The sequence below is a fragment of the Paraburkholderia sp. CNPSo 3281 genome (assembly GCF_024206515.1).
GTDB classification, from domain to species: domain Bacteria; phylum Pseudomonadota; class Gammaproteobacteria; order Burkholderiales; family Burkholderiaceae; genus Paraburkholderia; species Paraburkholderia nodosa.
This window is the reverse complement of record NZ_JAMBPS010000012.1, coordinates 101,373-120,378: the sequence shown is the minus strand read 5'-3', so window position 1 is coordinate 120,378 and position 19,006 is coordinate 101,373. Positions and strand designations below refer to the sequence as shown.

General features: G+C 64.5%; 14 protein-coding genes. 11 read left to right on the top strand and 3 right to left on the bottom strand.

The window, feature by feature from the left end:
• The first annotated feature begins 6 nt into the window (after window positions 1-6).
• On the top strand, window positions 7-1,359 hold the full coding sequence (locus M3I56_RS15390) for an LLM class flavin-dependent oxidoreductase (RefSeq protein WP_254354709.1): 1,353 nt from the start codon (window positions 7-9) through the stop codon (window positions 1,357-1,359).
• Window positions 1,360-1,403: 44 nt separating this feature from the next.
• Here the strand turns inward: M3I56_RS15390 and M3I56_RS15385 are convergent, their stop codons facing one another.
• The gene (locus M3I56_RS15385; protein ID WP_375541730.1) at window positions 1,404-2,597 is read right to left on the bottom strand and encodes an LLM class flavin-dependent oxidoreductase; all 1,194 of its coding nucleotides are present in this window, start codon (window positions 2,595-2,597) and stop codon (window positions 1,404-1,406) included.
• 303 nt (window positions 2,598-2,900) lie between these two features.
• Between M3I56_RS15385 and M3I56_RS15380 the strand changes: the two genes are divergently transcribed.
• The 6 genes from M3I56_RS15380 to M3I56_RS15355 all read left to right on the top strand — a co-directional run bounded on the left by M3I56_RS15380 (window position 2,901) and on the right by M3I56_RS15355 (window position 12,493).
• Window positions 2,901-4,499 (top strand): ABC transporter substrate-binding protein, encoded by a 1,599-nt coding sequence (locus M3I56_RS15380; protein WP_254354706.1) that lies wholly within the window; start codon window positions 2,901-2,903, stop codon window positions 4,497-4,499.
• Between the two features lie 43 nt (window positions 4,500-4,542).
• Window positions 4,543-5,523, top strand: a complete 981-nt coding sequence (locus M3I56_RS15375) for an ABC transporter permease (protein WP_254354705.1) — start codon at window positions 4,543-4,545, stop codon at window positions 5,521-5,523.
• Window positions 5,524-5,536: 13 nt separating this feature from the next.
• Window positions 5,537-6,514, top strand: coding sequence for an ABC transporter permease (locus M3I56_RS15370; protein ID WP_254354704.1), 978 nt, complete (start codon window positions 5,537-5,539; stop codon window positions 6,512-6,514).
• A 9-nt stretch (window positions 6,515-6,523) separates the two neighbouring features.
• Entirely contained in the window at window positions 6,524-8,236 is a 1,713-nt protein-coding gene (locus M3I56_RS15365; protein WP_254354703.1) for an ABC transporter ATP-binding protein, read from the top strand.
• 133 nt (window positions 8,237-8,369) lie between these two features.
• Window positions 8,370-9,095, top strand: a complete 726-nt coding sequence (locus M3I56_RS15360) for a haloacid dehalogenase type II (protein WP_254354741.1) — start codon at window positions 8,370-8,372, stop codon at window positions 9,093-9,095.
• A gap of 50 nt (window positions 9,096-9,145) precedes the next feature.
• Window positions 9,146-12,493: an AAA family ATPase gene (locus M3I56_RS15355; RefSeq protein ID WP_254354702.1), complete on the top strand. Its 3,348-nt coding sequence runs from the start codon at window positions 9,146-9,148 to the stop codon at window positions 12,491-12,493.
• A 126-nt stretch (window positions 12,494-12,619) separates the two neighbouring features.
• On the opposite strand, the gene M3I56_RS15350 is transcribed toward M3I56_RS15355, so the two are convergent.
• Window positions 12,620-13,759, bottom strand: coding sequence for a porin (locus M3I56_RS15350; protein WP_254354700.1), 1,140 nt, complete (start codon window positions 13,757-13,759; stop codon window positions 12,620-12,622).
• 449 nt (window positions 13,760-14,208) lie between these two features.
• On the opposite strand from M3I56_RS15350, the gene M3I56_RS15345 reads away from it, so the two are divergent.
• The 4 genes from M3I56_RS15345 (at window position 14,209) to M3I56_RS15330 (ending at window position 17,604) form a co-directional block, all read left to right on the top strand.
• The gene (locus M3I56_RS15345; RefSeq protein ID WP_254354699.1) at window positions 14,209-15,807 is read left to right on the top strand and encodes a tetratricopeptide repeat protein; all 1,599 of its coding nucleotides are present in this window, start codon (window positions 14,209-14,211) and stop codon (window positions 15,805-15,807) included.
• Window positions 15,808-16,026: 219 nt separating this feature from the next.
• On the top strand, window positions 16,027-16,227 hold the full coding sequence (locus M3I56_RS15340) for a hypothetical protein (RefSeq protein ID WP_254354698.1): 201 nt from the start codon (window positions 16,027-16,029) through the stop codon (window positions 16,225-16,227).
• A 408-nt stretch (window positions 16,228-16,635) separates the two neighbouring features.
• Window positions 16,636-16,941: a DUF4148 domain-containing protein gene (locus M3I56_RS15335; protein WP_254354697.1), complete on the top strand. Its 306-nt coding sequence runs from the start codon at window positions 16,636-16,638 to the stop codon at window positions 16,939-16,941.
• 195 nt (window positions 16,942-17,136) lie between these two features.
• Window positions 17,137-17,604 (top strand): septal ring lytic transglycosylase RlpA family protein, encoded by a 468-nt coding sequence (locus M3I56_RS15330; protein ID WP_254354696.1) that lies wholly within the window; start codon window positions 17,137-17,139, stop codon window positions 17,602-17,604.
• Between the two features lie 66 nt (window positions 17,605-17,670).
• Here the strand turns inward: M3I56_RS15330 and M3I56_RS15325 are convergent, their stop codons facing one another.
• A complete protein-coding gene (locus tag M3I56_RS15325) occupies window positions 17,671-18,975 on the bottom strand; it encodes an MFS transporter (RefSeq protein ID WP_254354695.1) in 1,305 nt (434 codons plus the stop codon).
• Window positions 18,976-19,006: the final 31 nt, after the last annotated feature.

Here is a 19,006-nt window from a genome sequence, read left to right as displayed (position 1 = left end):
CAGAAAATGAGCCGAACTACGTCGCGCCGCCTGCATTTGAACGTCAATATCCTGCATTCGGGCTTCGTGCCATCGGCGTGGCGTCTTGCCGATGCCGATCCGCTCGCGTTCGTCGACGTCGCGCACTATGTGCGGGTTGCGCAACTGGCCGAACGCGCGAAGTTCGACGCGGTCTTTCTCGCCGACAACGCGGCGATCATCGACCAGATCGACTTCCGTCCGATCACGGCGCTCGAGCCCACGGTGCTGCTGGCCAGCATTGCGGCGGCGACCACGCATATCGGCGTGATCGGCACGGCTTCGACGAGCTACAACGAGCCCTACAACATCGCGCGCCGCTTCGCCACGCTCGATCACGTCAGTCACGGCCGTGCGGGCTGGAATGTCGTGACGACGGCCGATTTGCCGTCGGCGCGTAATTTCGGCCACGACACGGTGCCCGATCACGCGCAGCGCTATGCGCGGGCAGCGGAGTTCACGGAACTCGTCAAGGCCCTCTGGGACAGCTGGGACGACGACGCCTTCATCGGCGACAAGGCGAGCGGCCGGTTCATCGACGCGACGAAGGTGCGGCCGGTCGCGCATGACGGACGCTTTTTCAGGGTGCAGGGGCCGCTGAATCTTCCGCGTGCGCCACAAGGTCATCCTGTGCTCGTGCAGGCGGGCGGATCGGGGGATGGCCGCGATCTCGCAGCGCGACACGCCGAGGCCGTGTTTTCCGCTTCGCAGTCGTTCGAGGAATCGGTGGCGTACCGGCGCGACCTCAATGCGCGCGCTTCGGCATACGGGCGCACGCAGGGCGTGCAGGTGCTCGCGGGCCTCACGACCATCATCGGCGCGACCGAGGCCGAGGCGCTGCGGCGCCGCGACGAACTCGTCGAGCAGATTCCGTGGCGCTACAGTCTCACGCGCCTGGCCGGCACGCTGGGCCTGTCGCCCGATCAGCTCGACCTCGATGCGCGCCTGCCGGAGGACCTCGCGCTACCCAACGGCGGCAACGGCAATCACACGTTCTTTCAGGCCACGATCGCCGAGGCGCGGCGAGGCGGCCATACGGTGCGCGAGTTGATCCGCGCGCTCGCGGGCGGCGGCGGGCATCGCGTGATCGTCGGTACACCTGAGCAGATCGCCGACGATATCGAGCACTGGTTCAAGGGCGAGGCCGCCGACGGCTTCAACCTCATGCCCGACGCGCTGCCGGACGGCCTGGAGGCGTTCGTGAACGGCGTCGTGCCGATCCTGCAACGGCGTGGGCTCTTTCGAACCGAATACGAAGGCAACACCTTGCGCTCGCATCTCGGGCTCGAACGGCCGGGCGTGCGTGGGGAGGCGATTGGCGCGGAACTTCAACGCGCCTGACGCCGGGCTTGCGCGGCGCGCTTCGGGCGCCGCGAGCACACAATTCAGCGGCGTAGGCCAGCCTCGTGCAACAGAGGCAGCACGCGCTCGCCGAAGAAGTCGAGGTCGGGCTGAAAATCGTAGAAGCTCAGTTGCACGCCGTCGATGCCTGCCGCGTGAAGCTTGATGATCTTGTCGGCTACCTCCTCGGGCGAGCCCACGATCGCGATGTTGCCGCCCACCGCGCGGGAGGCCGCCTTCGCGCGATCCTCGAGACCGCCGCGCCATGCGTGCGCGTCGCTGTCGAAGCGGTGAAAGCTTCCTTCGTCGGCGTGCGCGACGATGGCGTCGTGATAGGCGCGCGCCTCGGCGGCGGTCTCGCGGCAGATCACCATCGGATTGATCAGGGTGCGCACCTCGCGCCCATACGCGCGCGCCGCGCCCTTCACACGCGCGGTGTGCGCAGGCAGCGCTTCCAGCGCGCGATCGATCTGCGGTCCCGTCGGGCTCGTGATGAACACGACATCGGAGTAGCGCGCGGCGAAGTCGATCCCAGCGTCGGAGCCCGTCGCGTTGATGAGCAGCGGGCGTCCATAGCGCGGCTTGGGCGTAACGTACGCGCCTTGCAAGCGCCAACCCGAAAGTTCCGGCTCGAAACTGAAGTTGTCCGGTTGCGCCCACAACTGCTGCACGGCGTCGAGAAATTCGGCGGCCATCTCATAGCGTCGATCGTGCTCGATGCGATTCCAGCCAAACATTGCGTGTTCGACGGCGCGGTGCCCCGTGACCACGTTGATGCCCCAGCGTCCGCGCGAGATGTGGTCCAGCGTAGCTGTGAACTTCGCGAAGTGCAGCGGGTGCCACGGCCCGTAGAGCACATGGGTCGTGGCGGCCAGGATGATGCGCTCGGTGCGTGCGGTCAGCGCCGCGAGCGTCATGAACGAGTCGAGCGCATGGCCGTCGAACACGCCGCCATAGCCGCCTTTTGGCAGCCATTGCGACAGGGCGAATACGAGATCGAACCCGAGCGCTTCGCACTTCTGCACGAGCGCGGCGTTGTAGTCGAACGACCAGTCCGTTCCGCGCGGCAGCGTGGATGCGCTCCAGCCGCCAGCCTGAATCGGCAGGAACAGCCCCAGCATAAGCGGCTGCGCGAATGCACGCGCCACGGGGCTATCGGAATAGGCGGCGGGGGAGGTTACGGGCACGAAGGGCGTCGATGCCGCGGAAGACGTGCGCGGCTTCTCGGCCACGGGAATTTCACTCAAGACAGACACCTTGGAGGTTCGTTGCGGCGCCGGGCGCCTTGCGGGTCGATCGGTCGATCTATTGATTAAACACGCGCCGCTCGCGAATAACAAAGAAGCTTTTCTGCTTTCCAATTGAGTTGCCGCGCTGCTGCTTCGGCGCACCGGGTCATATGGATAGCAGCATCGCTTGGTTAGCGCGCGAGGAAGCCGTTGCTACGATGGCAGCACTGTCGCCACGGCGCGAATTTCCCGGCTCTCGCAGATCGCAACGTTTAACTTCGCTTAGCCTCACTGATATCGGAACGCATCAGCATGTCACGTTTGACCCGTCGTGAATTTCTTATCGCAAGCGGCGCGGCGGCGGCCGCAGGGTTGCCTGCGCTTGCCCGCGCCCAGGGCGCGACTACACGCAAACGCGGTGGCACGTTGAACGTGCTGATCAATCCCGAGCCGCCCGTGCTGGTGTCGATCTTCCAGACCACGGGACCGGCGCTCGCCGCAAGCTCGAAGGTACTGGAAGGACTCCTTGCTTATGATTTCGACCTGCGCCCACAACCGCAACTCGCGACCGCCTGGACCGTAAGCCCCGATGGTCTGCGCTACACGTTCAAGCTCCGGCAGAACGTGCGCTGGCACGATGGCCAGCCGTTCACTTCCGCGGACGTGGCGTTTTCGGTCGACTTGCTCAAAGCGATTCACCCGCGCGGACGCAGTACCTTTGCGAACGTCACGAACGTGCAGACGCCCGACGCCAGCACGGCCATCATTGAATTGTCGAAGCCCGCGCCATTTCTGCTCAAGGCGCTTTCGGCGGGCGAGTCGCCGATCGCGCCGAAGCATCTGTATGCCACGGGCGATCCGCTCACGAACCCGCACAACAACGCGCCGATTGGCACCGGCCCGTTTCGCTTCAAGTCGTGGACGCGCGGCGCGAGCATTGTCTACGAGCGCAATCCCGACTACTGGGACGCGGGCAAGCCGTATATCGATGCGCTCGTCTACAAAGTCATTCCCGATCCGGCCGCGCGCTCGGCGGCGTTCGAAACCGGCGCGCTCGATCTGGGCGGCGAGAACCCCGTGCCGCTTATCGACTTACCGCGCCTCACGCAATTGCCGCAGCTCGTGACCGAAACACGCGGCTACCGCTTCCTCGAGCCTTTGGCCGAGATCGATTTCAATCTCGATCATCCGGTCTTGAAGGACCCGCGCGTGCGCCAGGCCATCGCGCACGCAATCAATGCGCAGGTCGTGCAAAAGACCGTGGCCTATGGTTATGCGGACGTCTCGCCCACGCCCATCACGCCCGCTTCGCCGTATCACGATGCGCAGCTCACGCCCTACGCATTCGACCCGCTTGCTGCCGAGGCGCTGCTCGACGCCGCGGGCAAGCCGCGCGGCGCGGATGGCATACGCTTCAAGCTGACGCATGATTACCTGCCGTATGGCGACATGTACCAGCGCCAGGCCGGCTACGTAAAATCGGCGCTCGCGCGCGTGGGGATCGACGTCACGGTGCGCTCGCAGGATCTGCCGTCGTTCCTCAAGCGTGTCTACGCCGACCGCCAGTTCGACTTCACGAGCATCGGCGTCAACACGCTGTTCGATCCGGCCGTGGGCGTCCAGCGCCTTTACTGGTCGAAGAATATCCGCCCCGGCGTGCCGTTCTCGAATGCGCCGCATTACAGCAGCCCGGAAGCGGATCGTCTGCTCGAAGCGGCGTCAATTGAAATCGACGAAAGCCGCCGCGTGAGCCTCTACAAACAGTTCCAGCAGACTGTTTATCGCGATCTGCCGATCCTCAACCTCGTCGCGCCGCGCATGGTCACGCTCGCCAACCGGCGCGTGCACGATCACACGGTGAGCGCGCAAGGCCTGGAAGGCAACTTTGCCGATGTCTGGCTGAGCGCCTGACCGCGCGCCTGACGTGCATCGCAACCCTTGACGGAGCCCGACGATGAGCCGAAGCGCCCGCTGGCAAACGATCCTGCGCCGCACAGCCTGGCAGGCGCTGCCGACGGTGCTGGGCATCGTGATCCTCAACTTCTTCCTGCTCAAGCTGATGCCGGGCGACGCCGCCGACGTGATCGCCGGCGAAGCCGGCTCCGCGACGACGGAAACGATGACCATGCTGCGCGCGAAGTTCGGGCTCGACCAGCCTTTGCTCGTGCAGCTCGGGACGTACCTGAAGCATCTCGCGCACTTCAGCCTTGGCTATTCGCCGCGTTACGACATGCCCGTGATGCAGCTGATTCTCTCGCGCTTGCCCAACACCTTGCTGCTGATGGGCGTGGCGCTTTCGCTCGCACTCGTCGCCGGCGTCGTGCTCGGCGCCGTGATGGCGCATTGGGCCGGCAAGTGGCCCGATCGCGTGCTGTCGGTGTTCGCGCTGCTGTTCTATTCGACGCCTGGGTTCTGGATCGGCCTGCTCGCCATCATTCTGTTCGCGGTCCGGCTCGGGTGGCTGCCGAGCGGCGGCAACGTCACGATCGGTGCGGACCTGCACGGCCTCGCATACGTCGCCGATGTTGCAAAGCACGTGTTGCTGCCCGCGGCGACGCTCGCCACCTTCTTCGTCGCGATCTACGCACGCATTACGCGTGCCGCGATGATCGAAGTTCAGCGGCAGGATTTCGTGCGCACGGCGCAGGCCAAAGGTCTGCATCCGTGGCGCGTGACGTTGCGGCACGTGCTGCGTAACGCGCTGATGCCGCTCACCACGCTCGTGGGGCTGCATTTCGGCACGCTGCTTGGTGGCGCAGCGGTGACGGAGACGGTGTTCAGCTGGCCCGGCCTGGGCCGCCTTGCACTCGACGCGGTGCTGGCGCGTGACTTCAGCGTGCTGCTGGGCGTGCTGTTGCTGTCGTCGCTGCTCGTCATCGTCGCGAACGTCGTGGTCGATCTGCTGCAGGCGTGGCTCGATCCGCGCATGGGGTAACGGAGGAACCGCAATGAGTTTCGAATCGCCGGATCTGCCGGTCGACGCACGACGTGCAGACGCGGGCCAGGGCTCGCCTTGGCGGCGTCAGTTGGCGTTCGCGCTGCTTGGCCGCCGCGGCGCCGATCGCGACAGCGCACCCGCGCGCCGCAGCGGGCACGCTTTCTGGCGTGCGCTGCTGCGTAACCCTTCGGCCTGCGCCGGCCTTGTGCTGCTTGCAGCATTCGTTGTGCTCGCCGTGCTCGCGCCGCGGCTCTACCCAGGCGACCCGCTCGACATGGTGGGCGGGCCGTTCGAATGGCCGGGCAGCGACCCGCAATTCTGGCTGGGCACCGATTCGCTCGGGCGCGACGTGGCGGCCGGCATCGCGCATGGCGCACGCGTCTCGCTGCTGATCGGCGCGACCTCGGCAAGCATCGGACTGGTGATCGGCACGCTCGTGGGCGCCATCGGCGGCTATTTCGGAGGCCTGATCGACGACGCACTGGTGCGTCTCACCGAACTGTTCCAGACCGTACCGTCATTTTTGCTGGTGATCGTGCTCGTGGCGATCGGGCGGCCCAACGTGGTGGTGATCGCACTCGCCATCGGTATTGCTTCGTGGCCCACGGTCGCGCGTATCGTGCGTGCGGAATTCCGCACGCTGCGTCGCTCGGACTTCGTGCTCGCCGCGCGCAGCCAGGGGTTCAGCAACACGCGAATCATTTTTGGCGAAATCCTGCCCAACGCGCTGCCTCCCGTGATCGTCACGGCTTCGGTGATGGTGGCGAGCGCAATCCTGATCGAATCGTCGCTGTCGTTCCTCGGCATGGGCGACCCCAATGTGATGAGCTGGGGGGCGATGATCGGCGCCGGACGCGATTCGCTGCGCACCGCGTGGTATCTCACGGCGATTCCCGGCGCGGCCATCGTGCTCGCGGTGCTCGCCCTCAATCTGCTCGGCGACGGCCTGACCGAGGCCCTCAATCCGCGCCAGCGGCAACGACCGTAAAGGTGTCCCGTGAGCCAATTGCTTGAAGTGCGCGATCTGCGCGTGAGTTTTGGGGCGCACGAAGCGGTGCGCGGGGTGAGCTTCGACATCGCGGCGGGCGAGACGCTCGCGCTGGTGGGCGAATCGGGCAGCGGCAAATCCGCCACGGCGCTTTCGCTCATGCAGCTCGTTCCCGAGCCCGGGCGCGTCACGGGTAGCGTGCGCTTCGAAGGGCGCGAGCTGTTGGGCTTGCCGCCCAGGTCGGTGCGCGAGCTGCGCGGCAAACAGATCTCGATGATCTTTCAGGAGCCGATGACCTCGCTGAATCCCGTGCTCAGCGTCGGCGCGCAGATCGTGGAAACGCTGCGCCAGCACGACGCGCTGTCGCGCCGGGCCGCTCGCGCGCGCGCCGTCGAACTGCTCGATCTCGTGCGCATTGCCGAGCCGCAGCGCCGCTTCGACGACTACCCGCACGAGCTGTCGGGCGGCCAGCGACAGCGCGTGATGATCGCGATGGCCGTGGCGTGCCGCCCGCGTCTGCTGATCGCCGACGAACCCACCACCGCGCTCGACGTGACGATCCAGGCGCGCATCCTCGAACTGCTCGATGCGCTGCGGCGCGAGCTGTCGATGTCGCTCCTGCTGATCACGCACGACCTGGGCGTCGTGGCCGATCATGCGGACCGCGTGGCGGTGATGCTGGCCGGGCGCAAGGTCGAAGAAGCGCCGACGGCGGATCTCTTTGCGCGTCCGCGCCACGCCTATACGCGAGGGCTCCTGGGCGCTTCGCTCAATCTCGCCGATGATCTGCACTACCGCTCGTGGACCTTGCCGGAAATCCGCCACACGGCATCGGCCGATCGGGCAGATCACGCCGGCGAGGAGGCGGGCTTCGTGGTGGTGCCGCGCAAGGTGCCCGAGCGTACAGCATCGAGCCTTCAGTCGACAGACGCCGTGCCAATGCTCGCCGTGCGCGACCTGCGCGTGGCGTACCCGCAGCGCCATGGCGCGCCGGCGCTTCATGCCGTCGACGGCGTCTCGTTCGATATCGGCCGGGGCGAATCGGTCGGGCTCGTGGGCGAATCGGGCTGCGGCAAGTCCACGCTTTCGCGCGCGATCATGCGCCTCGTGCCGGTTGCGGGCGGCTCGATCGCGCTTGACGGCACTGAGCTCGTCCCGCTCGGCGAGCGCGCGTTGCGGCCATTGCGGCGCAAGGTGCAGATGGTCTTTCAGGATCCCTATGCATCGCTGAATCCGCGCCGCACCGTGGGCGACATTCTCGAAACCGTGCTGGGCGTGAATGGGGTTGGCGACGCAGCGGCGCGCCGTGTACGTGTGCGCTCGGCGCTCGAGCGCGTGGGCCTTCCCGCGGCGGCGCTCGCGCGCTTTCCGCATGAATTCTCGGGCGGGCAGCGTCAGCGCATCGGCATTGCGCGCGCGCTCGTGCTCGAACCCGCGTTGTTGATCTGCGATGAGCCGGTATCGGCGCTGGACGTCTCGATCCAGGCGCAGATCCTCAATCTGCTCGTCGAACTCAAACGCGAGCTGGGGCTTTCCATGCTCTTCATCTCGCACGATCTTTCGGTCGTGCGCTATATCGCCGACCGTGTGCACGTGATGCAACAGGGCAAGATCGTCGAGAGCGGCGACCATCAGGATATCTGGCGCGCGCCGCGCCACCCTTATACGCGTGCGCTGCTCGCCGCGATTCCAGGGTGCGAGCTGGAGGTCGAAGCGGCCTGAAGCGCGCGGGGTAGTGGCGCAGCAGTCAGCGCGATTCCGGTTTGAGTGCTTGAATGTGTGTTGCGCCGCCTTTGCCGCCTGGCCGAGGCGGTTCGCCATGCCGTGCTCCGATCCACTCCCCATTCTGCCCCCTATGACGAACCCTACCGAAATCAAGGCTCTTGTATTCGACGTCTTCGGCACCGTTGTGGACTGGCGAAGCGGCGTCGCGAGGGAAGCCGCCGCTTTTCTGCAGCGCCACGCGCCGACCCTCGATGCTTTCGAGTTCGCCGACGCCTGGCGGCGCGAGTATTCGCCTTCCATGGAGGAAATCCGCAGCGGACGCCGGCCCTACGTGCGCCTCGACGTACTGCATCGCGAGAACCTCGTGAAGGTGCTGGCGCGTTGCGGTATTGCCGGCGTGACTCACGCCGAGATCGACGAACTCAACCTGGCCTGGCATCGTCTCGATCCATGGCCGGACGCGGTCGAGGCGCTGAATCGCCTGAAACGTCGCTTCATCATCGCCCCCTTGTCGAACGGCAACATCCGGCTCATGGTGGATGTGGCCAGGCGCGCCGGTCTGCCATGGGACGCCATTCTCGGCGCCGAAGTGGTGCGCGCGTACAAACCCTCGCCGCAGGTGTACAGCGAGACAGCGGACATTCTGGGTCTCGCGCCCGCCGAACTGTGCCTCGTCGCGGCACATAACGGCGACCTGGCCGCGGCGCGCCGGCTCGGCCTTTCGACCGCTTTCGTCGTGCGGCCGACCGAGCACGGTCCCGCTCAGAAAACCGACCTGAAGGCGGAGGAGGCCTGGGATTTCGTGGTGGACGACTTAAACGCGCTTGCGAGTCAGCTTGATGCCTCGATCGATTGAGCTTTTAATGGTAATTGCCATGGAGGGCGTCTCTCGAGATCAGGGGCCATATGCGCTGCACAAATTGTGGCTTCGAATGCCGCGACGGCGCGAGATTTTGCGAGCAGTGTGGCGCCATCGTCGCTCATACGCCGTCGCTTCGGCCCCCTGCCGATTACACGCCTTCGCACCTGGCCGAGCAGGTCCAGGCTGCGCAGGCGGCCCTCGAAGCCCGCGGCAAGGCCGTCAGCGAACGTAAGACCATTACCGCGCTGTTTGCGGACATGGCCGGCTCGACGGCACTCATATACGGCCTGGATCCGGAAGAGGCGCATCGGCTGATCGCCCCCGTCCTCGAGTTGATGATGGAGGCCGTTCACCATTACGAGGGCTTCGTAGCGAAATTGCTCGGCGACGGCATTCTGGCCTTGTTCGGCGCGCCGATCGCGCACGAGGATCATCCGCAGCGCTCGCTCTACGCGGCGCTCAGAATGCAGCAGGCGATGCGTCGTCATAGCGACCGCATTCGCCTCGAGCGCGGCATTCCCTTGCAGATCCGGGTGGGTGTCCACACCGGAGAGGTCCTCATGCGGTCCATCCACAAGAACGACTTGCAAGCGGACTATGACCCCGTCGGCAACACGATCCACATCGCCTCGCGCATGGAGGCCATTGCTACCCCTGCGTCGATACTGGTGAGCCAGTCCACCTACAGGCTGACCGAGGGCTATTTCGAGTTCAAGGCCTTGGGCCGGACACAGGTCAAAGGCGTGGTCGAGCCGCTTGCCGTCTACGAGGTGCAGGGGCCGGGCGTGCTACGCACCCGCCTTCAGGTGGCCGAGCGGCGCGGGTTGGCCCGGTTCATCGGTCGCGAGCCTGAACTCGATTCATTGCGCAGGGCGCTCGATGCGACGCGCGCCGGGCAATGCAGCATCGTCGGCGTAGTCGGCGAAGCGGGCGTGGGGAAATCGAGGCTTTTTCACGAGTTCAAACGCTCGGCGCTAAAAGGGTGCCTCGTGGTGGAGACATTCTCGGTCTCGCACGGCAAGTCGTTCGCGTATTTGCCACTCGTCGAATTGCTGAAGAACTACTTTCAGATCACATCGGAAGACGACGAACGGCGATGCCGCGAAAAGGTGACGGGCCGGGTGCTCTCCCTCGACCGCAATTTCGAGGACGGTGTGCCGTATTTGCTTCATCTGCTTGCGATTGGTGAACCCGGTCCGGCTCTCGCGCAAATGGATTCGCAAATCCGGCGCGACCGCACGTTCGAGGCGATCACGCAGCTCTTCGTGCGCGAAAGCGCGAACGAACCCGTGGTCCTGGTGTTCGAGGACTTGCAGTGGCTCGACAGCGAGACGCAAGCCTTCCTTGCTTACCTCGTTGAGCGCGTATCGAGTGCGCACCTTCTGTTGCTGCTGAACTATCGCCCGGAGTATCAGCATGAATGGGGCGATCGCGCCGGGTATGCGCAACGGGTGCTGGAGCCGCTGGATCGTGCCGATGCACAGGGGCTCATCAGCGCGCTCGTCGGCGACGACCGGACGCTCGTTGGCGTCAAGCAGCATGTGCTCGACAAGACGGAAGGCAATCCGTTTTTTATTGAAGAAGTGGTGCAGACATTGGCCGAGGAACGCGTGCTCGTGGGGGCGCCTGGCCACTACCGCATGGAAGTGGCGCCGGCTGCGCTACATATCCCGACCACGGTACAGGGCGTGCTCGCGTCGCGTATCGATCGGCTGCTCGCCGTCGACAAAGATTTATTGCAGACGCTCGCGGTGATTGGGAAGACGTTCCCGGAAAATCTTGTCCGGTGTGTCGTCGACCTGTCCGACGACGAACTGCACGCGAGCTTGTCACGTCTGGAAGCGGGGGAGTTCATTTACGAGCAGCCCGCTTTTCCGGCGGTGGAATACGGCTTCAGGCATGCGTTGACGCAGGAAGTGGCGGGCGGTTCGATGCTTGCCGAGCGTCGCCGGCTGCTGCACGAACGCATCGGTCAGGCGATAGAGGCGCTTTTCGATGGACGCATCAAGGACTACTGGAACGAACTCGCGCATCACTATAGCCTCAGCGGCAACGTACCGAAAGCGGTCGAGTATTTGCATCGCGCCGGTCAACAGGCGTGGCAGCGCTCGGCAAACTCCGAGGCGCTTCGCCAACTCGGCATGGCGCTCGATCTGCTCTCAGGCCTGCCTGAAACGCCCGAACGCGCCGATCGGGAGCTCGCATTGCGGCTCGCCATCGGGCCAGCCTTGATGGCCGCGAGAGGATGGGCCTCGCGCGACGTGGAGGCGACGTATTCGCGCGCGCTGGAGCTGTGCAGGCTGGCTGGGCAAACGCCGCATTTGTTCCGCGCTCAAACCGGGCTGCGGATGTTTTATCAGTTGAGCGCTGAATATAAAACGGCCAAAGAAATCGCCGAGCGGCTGCTCGCACTGGCAGAGCGCGCTGAGAATCCCACGCAAGTCATGGAAGCGCACTATCTGCTCGGCATGAGCTTGTTCAGGCTCGGTGAGCTTCCATCCGCACATGCCTACCTGGCCGGCCTGGCGAAGTCTTCTCTGCTGCAGGACGCCGGGCACCTCGATGAGGAAATCTTTGCGCACGGGCGGGATCCGCGAAGCGTGGGCGAAGGCAGCCTGGGCCTCGTTCTTTGGCATATGGGCTACCCGGACGGGGCGTTAAGGCATGCAGAACAAGCGCTCACTCGCGCCCGCTCGTTACACGATCTGGTCAGTCTCGGACAAACGCTCATTTTCAAGGCCGAGCTTCATCAATTGCGTCGCGAGGCCACGCAAACTGATGCCTGCGCTGAGGCCGCCATCGCCCTTGCGACGGAGCAAGGCTTTCCGATGATTCTCGCGTGGGCGACCATGCTCCACGGCTGGGCGCTATCGGAGGCAGGGAAAAAAGAAGAGGGGATTGCGCAAGTGCGCCGGGGCCTCACCGACTATGAAGCGACAGGCGCTCGCCTTGGCCGCTCGTACTTTCTGGCGTTGTTGTCTGAAACCTATGCAAGGGCGGGTTTGCGCGACGCCGGGCAACATGCGCTGTCCGAGGCACTCTCGGCTTGCGAAACGTCGGACGAACGGTATCACGAGCCCGAGCTGTACCGCCTGAAAGGCGAGCTGTCGCTGCTTTCAGCGGGCCTTGCCACCGGCGCAGCCGCGCAGCGCGATGCAGCGCAGGCGAGTTTCAACGAAGCCATGGCAACGGCTCGCGGCCGGGGTGCCAGATCGCTCGAACTTCGTGCGGCGTTGAGCCTGGCTGCGCTTCTCAAGGAAGAAGGAAGCATGCATGCAGCCCGGCAGATACTCGCTCCTGTGTATGACTCGTTCACGGAAGGTTTCGGAACGGCAGACTTGCAAGAAGCCAGGGAATTGCTTGACGCGCTCGCGACGAACCTGAATCGATAATAGCCTGTGTTTGCGCGTCAGCGTGGCGTATCGGGAAAGCACATGGGCGGGCGGGCGCCGAAACGTCTGCCCGCCCATGCTTAGTCCGCCGCTTGCGCGGCGCTCACGTTGCGAGCGATCGTCGCGTTAGAAGCGATGGCGAATGCCCACGGTCGCCACGGCTTGCGAGTTCGAATCCGACGCGGAAACGCCCATGATGTCCGCGTGAATCTTGCCCTCGCCATCCACGACACGCTGATACGCGGCTTCGGCGTACAGGTCGGTACGCTTCGAAAGCGCGTAGTCGCCCTGCAGCGTGAACTGATGGAACTTCGGATTCACGCCTTCCAGGCTCGCGTCCGTGTACGTATAAGCGCCCGACACGGTGAACGCCGGCGTGAACGCATAGCGGCCATTGAGTTCATAGTTGCTGAAGCGCGCGCTGTTGCCGCCGAGCGAAGTCGTCGAGCTCGAGCCCGAGTTCGACGAGTTGATGGCCGTGAGATTGCTCAGCTGCGTCTGCGTGAACACGAAGCCCACGTTGGCTGCGCCGAAGGCGTAGTTCAGGCCGGCGCCGTAGGTGCGCTGACGCGAAGCGGAGAAGGTGGCGTCGTCGCTGACCGCGCCGCTGCTGTTGATGGTCGAACCCGAGTTGTTCAGCTGAAGATAGCCCGCACCTGCCTTGAGGCCGCCGAACGAGTACGTGGCGCCGACACTGTATGCGCGGTTGTTCGCGAAGCCGCCGGCGGCGTTCGAGAAGCCGTACAGTGCATTGAACTTGAGGCCGCCGTAGTTCACGCTCTGGTACTTGAGCGAATTGCTCACGCGGAACGAGTTGTTGAGGTTGTCGTTGTCGTACGGGTGCGCGGCGAGCGTGCCGCCGTACTGCGTGCCGTTCAGCGACAGTCCGCCCAGGTTGTCGACCACGCTGTCGTACTGACGACCCAGCGTGACCGCGCCGGCCTGGTCGCTCGAAAGACCGATAAACGCCTGGCGGCCAAACATGCGGCTACCTTGCTTCGCCGCGCCGGTCGAGATGCTGAAGCCGTTCTCGAGCACGAAGATCGTCTTGATGCCGCCGCCGAGGTCTTCGCTACCGCGCAGGCCCCAACGGTTGCCGTTGAGCGCGCCGCTCGACTGTTGCACGTTCGCGCTGCCCGACTGGTTGCTCGTGTACAGGACGCCCGCGTCAATCAAACCGTAAAGCGTAACCGAGCTTTGCGCGTGTGCGGCGCTGGCGAAAGAAGCTGCGGCGACTGCGAGAGCGGATAGGGTGTTCTTTTTCATCGTGACTCCATTGCTTTGTTTATCGCTCGAATGCGAGCGAGCGGAGCATAACGCGATATCCAGAATGATTTTCAGAAAATGTGGCATGCCTGCCACGATTATTGGCTAACATTGCCTTACCTGTTCCAGACTATTACATCCGCAGCCTGAGAGATAGAAATATCCAGTAAAACAAGGGGCTTTGCTCACGCCCATGCGCTAATGGAAACGCGCTATTTATCGTATTTTGATCGTAATTTCTGGAAACATTTTGCGATCCATATTCCTGATTATTACCGTGAATGAATAACGCGAAGAAATACGCGTTGTTCCACGTTTCAAATCGACTGCGCGGTTCCCTGGCAAGATTCCCGGCGACGGGGTGCGACGAAACTGAGCGGGCGCGGCTGAGGTAAAATGCCGCCTTGAGCCCTCATCCATGCATTCGGGCGCGAGCGCCCCGCGTACCCATGACTGACACCATCGTCGCGCTGCTCGCCCAGGCGAAGCAGCATTTCACCGCCGGCCGCATCGACGCCGCGGAGCACGACCTGCAATCGATCCTGCAAGCGCATCCCGATCACGCGGGTGCGCTGGAAGCGATGTCCTTCGTCTACGCCGCGCGCGAGGATTACGCGGGCGCCGCCGAGTTCGCCTGGCGCGCAGCACAACCGGCCGCAACGCTTCCGGAGCAGTTGCAGCAGGCCGCGCGCATTTGCCAGCTCGCGCAGCGTCACATCCAAGCCGTGGCGCTCTACGAACGCCTGCTGGCGCTCGCGCCCGATCAGGCCGGAGCGCTGCACGGCGCGGCCATGTCGCTTATCCAGCTGGAGGAGGCCGAGGCCGCGCTCGCGTATCTCGCGCGCCTCGCGCGTCGCTATCCGCACGCCGCGGAAGTGCACTACAACCGCGGCACGCTGCTCGGCGAGCTGGGCCGCTACGACGAGGAACTCGACGCGTATCGGCGGGCGATCGAACTCAAGCCGAATTTCGTCGCCGCGTACGTGAACCTGGGCGTCGCGTTGCGCGATCTGCATCGCTTCGACGACGCGCTGCGCCAGTTCAAGAAGGCAATATCGATCGACACGAACGACGCCGGTGCGCGCACGAATCGCGCGCAGACCAATCTGCTGCTCGGCGAATTCGAGCACGGCTGGCGCGAATACGAATGGCGCTGGCGCGACGGCACGATGACGCACGATTTCCCCGACGCGACGCAATGGAAGGGCCAGCCGCTTGCGGGCAAGACCGTGCTCGTGCACGCAGAACAAGGTCTCGGCGACACCTTGCAGTTCGCGCGCTTCGTCGACCGCCTGCACGCGAAAGGCGCGAACGTGGTCGTGCGCGTGCAGGACGCGCTGCTGCCGTTGCTGCAGAACTTGGCGGGCGCGGCCAGTGTAATTGGCGATTCGTCCGCGCTGCCTGCGTACGACTACCACGTGCCGATGTTGAGCCTGCCACACGCACTCGCGCTGCGCGAAGCGGATTTTGCGACTTCGGGCGCGTATCTCAGCGCGGACGCCGACGCCGCGGCGCGCGCGTCGTGGTTCGACGTGAGTGGCGCCGAAGACAATGACGATCGGCGGCTGCGCGTCGGCCTGGTCTGGTCGGGCAGCACGACGCACGCAAACGATCGCAATCGCTCGATACCGCTTGCGCAACTCCTGCCGCTTTTCGACGCCGATGTGCGCTTCGTGTCGCTGCAAAAAGAGCTGCGCGAGCGCGACCGCGCATGCATGGACGAACTCGTGCAGCGTGGCCGGCTGATCGACGCCGGCGCGCGCCTGACGACGTTTTCGGCGACGGCGTCGCTCGTCGCGCAACTCGATCTGGTAATCGCCGTCGATACGGCGGTCGCGCATCTGGCGGGCGCGCTCGGCAAGCCCGTGTGGATTGCACTGCCGTTCACACCGGACTGGCGCTGGCAACTGAATCGCGACGACAGCCCGTGGTACGCGGATGCGCGTCTGTTCCGCCAAACGCGCCGCGGCGAGTGGGCCGACGTGGTGAGCGCATTGCGCACGGCGCTCGATGCGCGGATCGCCGCGCGCCAGGCTGCCCACGAATGACCGTACCTGGCCGACTGCCGCGCGACGCGGCCGGCCTGTTGGCGATTGCCCAACATCGCCTGGCCAGGTGATGGGCGCGCCCAGACTCGCATCATCGCGATGCACGTCGGGAAGGGCGCTGCGCGGAGCGCTCCCGGTTGGCATGACATCTGCATGGCGTGCTGCAGGCGGCTTGCCGCTTCCCTGTTCCTGCAATCGTCCTGCTCCAGGAGACCCATCATGACCACGCTCACCATCCGCGACATTCAAGAGTCGGTAGAACTCGACTACCGGGAGATGGCCAGGTTCCAGGGTGGCCGGATCAAAATCATCGGCCAGCACCCCGGCTCGCTGCTCACGTCCGCCGATGGCGACCCGGTTGGCGTGTATGTCGACGGCGTGCTGGAAAACTCCGTCGGCGACGGCTACTACCACGGCTGAGCGTCCAACGACACATGAGGCGCGCAAGCGCTGCGATGTAACCGGGGAGGCTGACGTGGACCCAACAGGGCTGGGTATGGCCGCCGGCACGATCGTACTCGCGATCGCGGTGGCTGGCGTGACGGCGCACTACCTCCGAGAGCGTCGCCGCGCCGATTTTCTGCGCAATTTCGATCATCATGCATGGTGGCAACGGACCCACGGTGCAGCCTGCGCTTCGGGTGGATTCGACTCAGGCCGCTGGGCAGTGCAAACAAAAACGTGGCGGACACAACGAACGGGGAATCAGGCCTCCGTCAAGTAATGGAGGCCAGCGGGGGCGCGGGAAAATTTGCGAGAGCGTATTGAACCTGCGCATCAGTTCAAGCTTGTCGCACCCTACGTGGCAATCGTTAGAGGAACCTCATCATGAAATTCTTTGGTCAAACCTTCGTTATCCTTACCGTCCTGGCTGCTCCGGCTGTTTCGTTCGCACAATCGAACAGCGCCGTGACGCCTGAGCAGGTCCGCGCCGAGCTTGTCCAGCTCGAACAGGCGGGCTACCGCCCAGGTGATGGCGACAACACCAACTATCCAGCCGATATCCAGGCTGCCGAAGCACGCGTGGCCGCGCAGAACGGCGCGAGCAGTTACGGCGGGATGGCGGGCGGTGCGTCGGCGTCGGGTGCGCCTACCGCCGGTGACAGCATGAAGCCGATTTACTTCGGCCAGTAAGCCATTGCGTTGGCGAGGCCCTTCCTCCGTATCGAGGGGGGCTTTTTCGGGGGCTCGCCACGATAAGAGGGTCGGACTTGCGAGCCCATTGCATGAAACCTGAAAAGTTGCCAGGATTTTATATCGGCCGGGCACGCGGTATGCTCAGCACCTTTGAGAACGTTGAGCCATTGCTCACTCACTGACATGTGGTCCATGACGCCATCACTGCGCTATTTGAGCGTTTTCGCAATCTGTGCGTTATTCACAGCTTGCGGACAAATGGCGTCCCGGCAAGCGGCGTGCCGGGGTGAATCCTGTCATATGCGGCACGAGGTGGTGCAATCCGGCGAGGCATCCTGGTATGCGGAGAAGTTCCAGGGGCATGAGACCGCAAACGGAGAGCGCTTCAATACCGGCGCATTCACTGCTGCCCATCGAACCTTGCCGCTCGGCAGCTATGTGCGCGTCCGATCGGTCGCAACCGGAAAGTCGGTCGTGGTGCGCATCAACGATCGCGGCCCCTACGTGAAAGGCCGGATCATCGATCTCTCTTATGCCGCGGCGAAAGCGCTGGGGTTGACCGACGCACGGTCGATGCAAGTGCAGATCGAGCGTGTAGGGAACACGTCGAACGCACAGACGGCGTCGGACGGCGACGGAATCCTGACGACAGAAAGGTGACGTGAGGGGCCGCGTCACGGCACGCGCCAGTCCTCACCCCCCTTCAGCCTGGAAAAGCCCGCTGCCTCATCCGGTGGTTTGAGCAGCGTTTGCGCTACCCCGCCTGAAATGACCCGGCTTCAGCGCCACAACGGCCACGAGACTGAGCGCGATGCCGATCATCACATAGAGCACCGGCGCCAGCGGCGAGCCCGTGAGCATGATGAGCCAGGTCACGAACGTCTGCGCAAAGCCGCCGAAGATCAGGACGACGACGTTATTGACCACCGCAAGCGAGGTCGCGCGCGTGCGCTTGGGGAACATCTCGGCAAGCGTCGTGCAATAGACGCCGAGGAACGTCGCGCTCAACACGCCGATCACGATCTGCGCGACGAGGAGCCGCGAGACGGACGGCGCCGCCACGATCCACGCATAGAGCGGATAGATCGCCACCAGGTAGGCGCCCAGCGAGCCGACCAGCAGCGTCTTGCGGTCGTAGCGGTCGGAGAGCGCGCCCGCGATCGGCGTGACGATCAGCATGACGATGGCCGCGATCATTTGCACCATGAAGCTTTCCGATACGGGCAGCTTGAGCACCTGCTTCGCATAGGTGACGGTGTAGCCGAACGTGACGTAGAACGTGACGGTGCTCGCCACCACCATGCCCATCCCGATCAGATAGTCGGACAGTCCGCGCCTGGCGGCGGCCGCCTCCGTCGCGCGGGCATGCGGCGTTGCGTGGATGCGCGCATAGGTTTCACTTGCGTGGCGGCGCAGATAGATGGTCAGCGGCGCGATGAGCAGGCCGACCGCGAACGGGATGCGCCAGGCGCCCGCGAGTTGCTGCCCGGGCGTGAACACCTGCGTGACCACCATACCGAGCGCGGCGCCCAGCATCGTCGACATGAGTTGTCCGCTCATCTGCCACGAGCCGTAGAAGCCGGTTCGATTCGGCGGCGCCAGTTCGATCAGGAACGCGGTCGACGTGCCGAATTCGCCGCCTATCGAAAACCCTTGCAGCAACCGGGCCGCGAGCATCAGGAGCGGCGCGGCGAGACCGGCCGTTGCATACGTCGGCGCGAAGGTCATGATCGCGGCGGCCAGCGCCATGATGCCCATGCCGAGCGTCATGGCCGCCTTGCGGCCATACGTGTCCCCGTAGAGACCGAGCAGCACGCCGCCCACGGGCCGCATGAAAAAACCCGCGCCGAACAGGGCCGTGGTCAGCAGGATCGCGTTCAGATCCCCGCCCGCCGCGCCGTGCGAGGCCGGAAAGAACAGCTTGCTGATGATCGGCGTCATCGCGGCGAAGATGGTGAAGTCGAACCACTCCATCGCATTGGCCAGCACGGCGGCCACGATGACAGGCTTGATGCCAGGTTGAGTGCCCATCGGCTATCCCCGGGTATTGGTTGAAGGACGG

What these genes read in the sequence shown, in the direction of transcription:
- M3I56_RS15355 (WP_254354702.1), top strand. Translation starts at nt 9,146, where the DNA reads ATGCGCTGCACAAATTGTGGCTTCGAATGCCGCGACGGCGCGAGATTT.
- M3I56_RS15330 (WP_254354696.1), top strand. Translation starts at nt 17,137, where the DNA reads ATGACGCCATCACTGCGCTATTTGAGCGTTTTCGCAATCTGTGCGTTA.
- M3I56_RS15350 (WP_254354700.1), bottom strand. Translation starts at nt 13,759, where the DNA reads ATGAAAAAGAACACCCTATCCGCTCTCGCAGTCGCCGCAGCTTCTTTC.
- M3I56_RS15335 (WP_254354697.1), top strand. Translation starts at nt 16,636, where the DNA reads ATGAAATTCTTTGGTCAAACCTTCGTTATCCTTACCGTCCTGGCTGCT.
- M3I56_RS15375 (WP_254354705.1), top strand. Translation starts at nt 4,543, where the DNA reads ATGAGCCGAAGCGCCCGCTGGCAAACGATCCTGCGCCGCACAGCCTGG.
- M3I56_RS15370 (WP_254354704.1), top strand. Translation starts at nt 5,537, where the DNA reads ATGAGTTTCGAATCGCCGGATCTGCCGGTCGACGCACGACGTGCAGAC.
- M3I56_RS15340 (WP_254354698.1), top strand. Translation starts at nt 16,027, where the DNA reads ATGACCACGCTCACCATCCGCGACATTCAAGAGTCGGTAGAACTCGAC.
- M3I56_RS15345 (WP_254354699.1), top strand. Translation starts at nt 14,209, where the DNA reads ATGACTGACACCATCGTCGCGCTGCTCGCCCAGGCGAAGCAGCATTTC.
- M3I56_RS15360 (WP_254354741.1), top strand. Translation starts at nt 8,370, where the DNA reads ATGACGAACCCTACCGAAATCAAGGCTCTTGTATTCGACGTCTTCGGC.
- M3I56_RS15390 (WP_254354709.1), top strand. Translation starts at nt 7, where the DNA reads ATGAGCCGAACTACGTCGCGCCGCCTGCATTTGAACGTCAATATCCTG.
- M3I56_RS15380 (WP_254354706.1), top strand. Translation starts at nt 2,901, where the DNA reads ATGTCACGTTTGACCCGTCGTGAATTTCTTATCGCAAGCGGCGCGGCG.
- M3I56_RS15325 (WP_254354695.1), bottom strand. Translation starts at nt 18,975, where the DNA reads ATGGGCACTCAACCTGGCATCAAGCCTGTCATCGTGGCCGCCGTGCTG.